Origin of the sequence: Palleronia sp. (assembly GCF_042089775.1) — a bacterium.
Lineage (GTDB): Bacteria > Pseudomonadota > Alphaproteobacteria > Rhodobacterales > Rhodobacteraceae > Palleronia.
Map to the genome: position 1 here is coordinate 1 of NZ_JBELKF010000146.1, position 5,290 is coordinate 5,290.

5 protein-coding genes are annotated in these 5,290 nt (G+C 60.4%); 2 read left to right on the forward strand and 3 right to left on the reverse strand.

Features of this window, described 5'->3' with window-relative positions; translation table 11 throughout:
* Window positions 1-122: 122 nt before the first annotated feature.
* The 3 genes from ACFDS3_RS18740 to ACFDS3_RS18750 are packed head-to-tail and all read right to left on the reverse strand — an operon-like array spanning window position 123 to window position 2,579.
* Window positions 123-869 (reverse strand): glycerophosphodiester phosphodiesterase family protein, encoded by a 747-nt coding sequence (locus tag ACFDS3_RS18740; protein WP_375263863.1) that lies wholly within the window; start codon window positions 867-869, stop codon window positions 123-125.
* A complete protein-coding gene (locus ACFDS3_RS18745) occupies window positions 866-1,726 on the reverse strand; it encodes a carbohydrate ABC transporter permease (protein WP_375263864.1) in 861 nt (286 codons plus the stop codon). The genes ACFDS3_RS18740 and ACFDS3_RS18745 overlap by 4 nt, the downstream gene beginning before the upstream one ends.
* Entirely contained in the window at window positions 1,719-2,579 is an 861-nt protein-coding gene (locus ACFDS3_RS18750; RefSeq protein ID WP_375263865.1) for a carbohydrate ABC transporter permease, read from the reverse strand. Before ACFDS3_RS18750 ends, ACFDS3_RS18745 begins: the two co-directional genes overlap by 8 nt.
* Before the next feature lie 153 nt (window positions 2,580-2,732).
* Between ACFDS3_RS18750 and ACFDS3_RS18755 the strand changes: the two genes are divergently transcribed.
* Complete coding sequence (locus ACFDS3_RS18755; RefSeq protein WP_375263866.1) at window positions 2,733-3,953, forward strand: ABC transporter substrate-binding protein; 1,221 nt, start codon at window positions 2,733-2,735, stop codon at window positions 3,951-3,953.
* A 92-nt stretch (window positions 3,954-4,045) separates the two neighbouring features.
* Entirely contained in the window at window positions 4,046-5,179 is a 1,134-nt protein-coding gene (locus ACFDS3_RS18760) for an ABC transporter ATP-binding protein (protein ID WP_375263867.1), read from the forward strand.
* Window positions 5,180-5,290: the final 111 nt, after the last annotated feature.

Genomic DNA, 5,290 nt, shown 5'->3' on the forward strand with positions numbered 1-5,290 from the left:
AGCTTCGCTCAGCCAATACAGATCACTCATATCGCCCCCTCTTGTTCGAGGGCCGCGAATCATGCGGGCCGCACAGCCTCAACCTGATTAATGGGTCCTGAGCCTACCGTGTTTGCGGACAGCTACACCGACGTTTCGCTGGCCGGTCGCAATCTCAACGCCGCGTCGGGACGGTCGGTAGTGAACACGCTTAGAGCGCGCCGAAAGGCGCTGGAGATTGCTTCGTCATCATAGACGCCGAACGCGCCGACCGAGAGCCCGGCGCTCCTGAACTCCGTCAGAGTTAAGTCGTCAAGATCGGCATGGTGGAGCGAAAGCGAGCCGATTTGCTCGTGACGGCAGAGCGCGGTCAAGCGGGCGGGACCGATCAGTCGGGCCAGCGGACTCGCCACGAGCCACATGATGTCGGCAAGCGGCGCAGATCGGGAGCGAACGTCCCCCAAGATTTCCAGATGAAAGCTCGTTACAATTGTGCGGTCAATCAGCCTGAGCGCCGCAAGCGTCGCGAACGTGAGGTCAACCAGCCCCGGATAGGGGCGCATCTCGCCGTCTGGCTTGATCTCGCAGCGCAGAACGATATCGCTCTCTGCCAAAATGCGCGCACCTTCCTCCAGCGTCATGATCTTGCCGCCGCCACCCGTGATCTCCAAGCGCTTCAAGTCGCCCACGTTCAACGCCGAAACCGGTCCGGTTCCGTTGGTGACCCGGTCCAACGTGGCATCATGGAAGATTACTGGCACGCCATCGGCCGAGAGCCGCACATCGAACTCGATCTGCTCGACACCTAGCGCGAGGGTTTCGCGGAAGGCCCGCTCGGAGTTTTCGGGCCAGAGGGCGGCACCGCCGCGATGCGAGGCAATCTCTGTCAACGGAAGCTTCCCAGGGTTATGCCGCGGATCAGGTGCCGCTCGGCGAAAATATAAGCCAGAAGCAGGGGCGCGAGCACTATGACCGAGCCGGCCATTACCAGTGGCCAGTCCACGCCGGCCCCCTCGCCCTGTTGGCGGAACAGGTATCGCAGGCCGATCTGCACGGTGCGCATTTCCTGTGAGGTCGTGGCCAGCAGCGGCCAGATGAAGTTGTTCCACTCCTTCATGAACGAAAAGAGCGCGACGACACTGATTGCGGGCCAACTTAGCGGCACGATGATGGTGCGCAGGATGAAGGGATGTCCAGCCCCGTCCATGCGCGCGGCCTCATCAAGGCTTCGGGGAATGCCCAGCATATACTGACGCAAGAAGAATACAGAGAACCCCCACGCGAGAAACGGCAGGATCAACGCAGCATAGCTGTCTAGCGCTCTGAAACGGGCGAACGTGAGGTAGTTCGGAATAAGCGTGATGTGATCGGGGATCATCAGCGTGCCAAGCACAACGTAGAAGAGCGGCTCCCGCCCGGGGAACTCCAGGCGGGCGAAAGCATAGGCTGCCAGCACCGCTGTAAACGTGCTACCGAGGCACGTCAGACCCGCCACGAGCAGCGAGTTCAGGAAGTAGCGCGGGAACGGCACGTTCATCCATGCTTCGATATAAGCCTGGATGGTCTCGGGCCGAAAATTTGCATCTGGCGACAGCATTCCTGCCTGTTCTTGGAGTGAAATCAGAATGATGAGACCGAGTGGAATCAGTATGACGGCAGCCATCAGGCATAGAAAGCCCATCCGCAGCGGATTGCCGATCTTGGGTAGCTGAAGTGTAGCCGCACTCGGCGCAGTACTCTCAGTCATAGCCATAATGCACCTTCCGGCCGATGGTGAGAAAGTTCAGCAGCGTGATGCCGATGAGTAGCGCGAAGAGGAAGACTGCTACGGCCGAGCCGAGGCCGGTATTGGCGGCCTCGAACCCCACCCTGACAAGGTAGTAGAGGATCACGTCCGTCGAGCGGGCCGGGCCGCCCTGGGTCATCACATCCACGAACGTATACACTTGAAACCCATTGATCAGTGCCAGGATCAGCAGAAAGAATGTCGTCGGCATTATCAGCGGGAATGTGACGTCCCAGAACTGCCGCCGCGGCGACGCGCCGTCCATCCGCGACGCCTCGTAGAGCGCGATTGGAATAGCTTGCAGCCCGGCGGCGTAAATCACCACGTCGTAGCCGAAGCCTTTCCAGACCTCGACGAGAGCAAGGGAATAGAGCGCGAGATCGGGGTCGCTGAGCCAGCGCACCGGGTCGATCCCCACCGCCTCGAGCATCCGGTTGAGGATACCAACCTCGGTACTCATAATCCAATCGAAGATGACGCCGATTGCGACGGCCGACATTACCGTCGGCATGAAATAGATCGACCGGAACAGGCGGTTGGCTCGCGTTGGCGATGCGATCTGCACGGCGATGAACAGGGCCAGCGCCAGCTTCGGTGGAATCGAGGCCAGTGAGAACAACAGAGTGTTCCACAGTGCCCCTTGAAACTGCGCGTCCGTGAGCATCACTCGGTAGTTGTCCAGCCCGATGAAGTCGGGCTGCGGCATGAGAAAGTCCCAACGATGCAGGCTCAGCCAGACCGAGTAGAGGATGGGCCAGTAGATGAACGCGCCGAAGACGATCAGGACGGGCGCAACGAAGAGGTAGGGCTTCACAAATTTCATTAGGAAAGTGTGGTCGCCTCATGTGACACCAATGTTTAGCAAAAGTGAATTTTGCATGTCACATTCGTCGGGTCGAAAGGGGCCACTGAACGAAGTCATCTTCCAAAAGAAGGGAAACGAGACATGCGCCTTCTGACAAGCGTTATGGCCTTCACGCTGGCCTCAGGCGCCCACGCGCAGACGGAAGTCGAATTCTGGCACGCCTTCTCGGGCAACAACGGCGAAGCAGTCGATGAACTCGCCGCCCGGTTCAACGAATCGCAAGACGACATCGAAATCCGGCCCGTCTATACTGGCAACTACACCGAGGGCACACAGCGCCTTCAGGCCGCCATCGCCGGAAATACCGCGCCCGGCCTCGTCATGCTTGAGGTCACACGCTATGGCCTGTTTGCGGAGCGCGATGCGCTGGCCTCACTCGAGCCATACATTGATGCGTCGGGTGAGGAGTTCACCGACCGCATCCGGCCCTTCGCGCTTGAGGCGTCAAAGTATCTCGGTGAGAGTTATGTGCTCCCCTTCAACGTCTCCACTCCGGTGATGTACTTCAACAAGGACGCCTTCCGCGAAGCTGGGCTCGACCCCGAGAACCCGCCCGAAACGTGGGACGAGCTGCTCGCCGCCGCGAAAACGCTCACCCTGCGCGAAGACGGCGACGTTCGTCAATGGGGGCTCAACACGCCGCCGCAATGGGTTCGTTGGGCAATGACGAACCAAGCCGGTGGCGGGTGGGTCGATCCGACCGACAACTCCATTCAAATTGACATGCCCGAATCGATCAGAGCGTATCAGACCGCCGCCGACTGGGTGAACGTGGATGAAGTGGCCTCACTTGACGCTGCCATCGACGAGGATGTGGCCGATCAGTATTTCCTGAGCGGTCGAGCGGCGATCGACTTTACTTCGACCGGCAGCCTCACCGGCCGGCTGGAGCAGGCGGATTTCGATCTCGGTGTCGCTCCACTTCCCTGCGACACGCAGTGTGCCGCACCCATCGGCGGCGCCACCCTCGGGATTGTAGCGAATGCCCCACAGGATGTCCAAGACGCTGCCTGGGAATTCATTGAGTTCGTCACCACACCCGAAAACAACGCATTCATCTTTGCGCAGACCGGATACCTGCCGATCATCAAGGGCGCTCTCGAAACTGAGCGCGCACAGGATCTGATCGAGGCGAACCCGCAATACCTGACCGCGAACGAGCAGCTCGAAGTCGCTTTCGCCCGCGCTCGTCCCCCGGCGATGCCCGCGATCCGCTCCGAAGAGCCTGCGGTCTGGCAATCAATCGTGCTGGAGGAAGAAACGGCCGAGGAGGCGCTCACCGCTTTCGCCGAGACCATGCGCAGCATGATGGCGACGAACTGAGCCTTCCCGCGGGAAGCTCTCGGCGGTGGCGCCTCGGCGCCGCCGCGTCTTTTTTGTCCGGGGCGACCCAGACACCGAATTAGGAACACGAAATGGCCGACATCTCTCTCCGGCACATCCGCAAGGCGTTCGGCGGAACCGAGATTCTGTCTGGGCTGGATCTAAGCATCGATGACAAGGAGTTCATCGTCATCCTCGGCCCCTCGGGGTGCGGCAAGTCCACCCTCCTTCGCTTAATTGCCGGGCTGGAATCGGTCACCGAAGGTCAGATCGAGATAGGCGGTCGGCGTGTCGAGGGACTAGAACCCCGCGAGCGAGGGTGTGCGATGGTATTCCAGAACTACGCCCTCTACCCACACATGACCGTCGCCGAGAACATTGCCTACGGCCTTCGCGTCGATGGAGTGAGACGGACGGAACGTCGGCGTCGCGCCGCCGCCGTCGCTGCTATGGTCGAACTGACAGAGCATCTTGACCGCAAGCCGGCCCAGCTCTCAGGTGGCCAACGTCAGAGAGTGGCGATGGCCCGGGCGGTGATCCGAGAACCTGAGGTTTTCCTGTTCGACGAACCGCTGTCGAACCTCGACGCCAAGCTGCGCGTGCAGATGCGCCATGAGATTCGCCGTATTCACTCCCGCATTGGCGCGACCTCCGTCTTCGTGACGCACGACCAGGTTGAGGGTATGACCATGGCCGACCGTCTGGTCGTGATGAACCGCGGCAGGATTGAGCAGGTCGGCACACCCGAGGACATCTACGAGCGGCCCGCCAGCATCTACGTCGCTGGCTTTATCGGCGCGCCCCCAATGAACTTTGTCTCAGGGTGCATCAGGTCGCCTCGAGAGGTTGAGATCCTTGGCCCGAAGCCGTCTCCCGTTCTCGCGACTGCGTCCGCACCCTGCAAGGCAGGGCGGATCGTAGAGATCGGATTGAGGCCGGAACATATTCGGATTGGTGCGGTAGAAAAAGGAGTCCTTCCCGCACGCTTCGACTTTTACGAGGAACTGGGCGGCAGCCGCCTTTACCACTTCAGCTTCATGGACCGTTCGATAGCTGTCCTGTCGGATCGCAAGGTCTGCTTGTCCGCGGGAGAAGCGGTCGGGTTGTCGGTCCTGCCCGAGGCAGTGCATTTCTTCGACGACGAGACCGGTGCTCGGTTAGGAAGCAGTCAACCACGGATTGAAGGATCGCAGGATGACCGCGTCGGACATCTGCAAAACGGGTAGTCGGCGGCCTCACGCCATAAAGGAGGAGATCGTGTGCAATACATTAGCGGCCTGCGCCCCTCCTAGGCTCAGGACCCATTAATCAGGTTGAGGCTGTGCGGCCCGCATGAT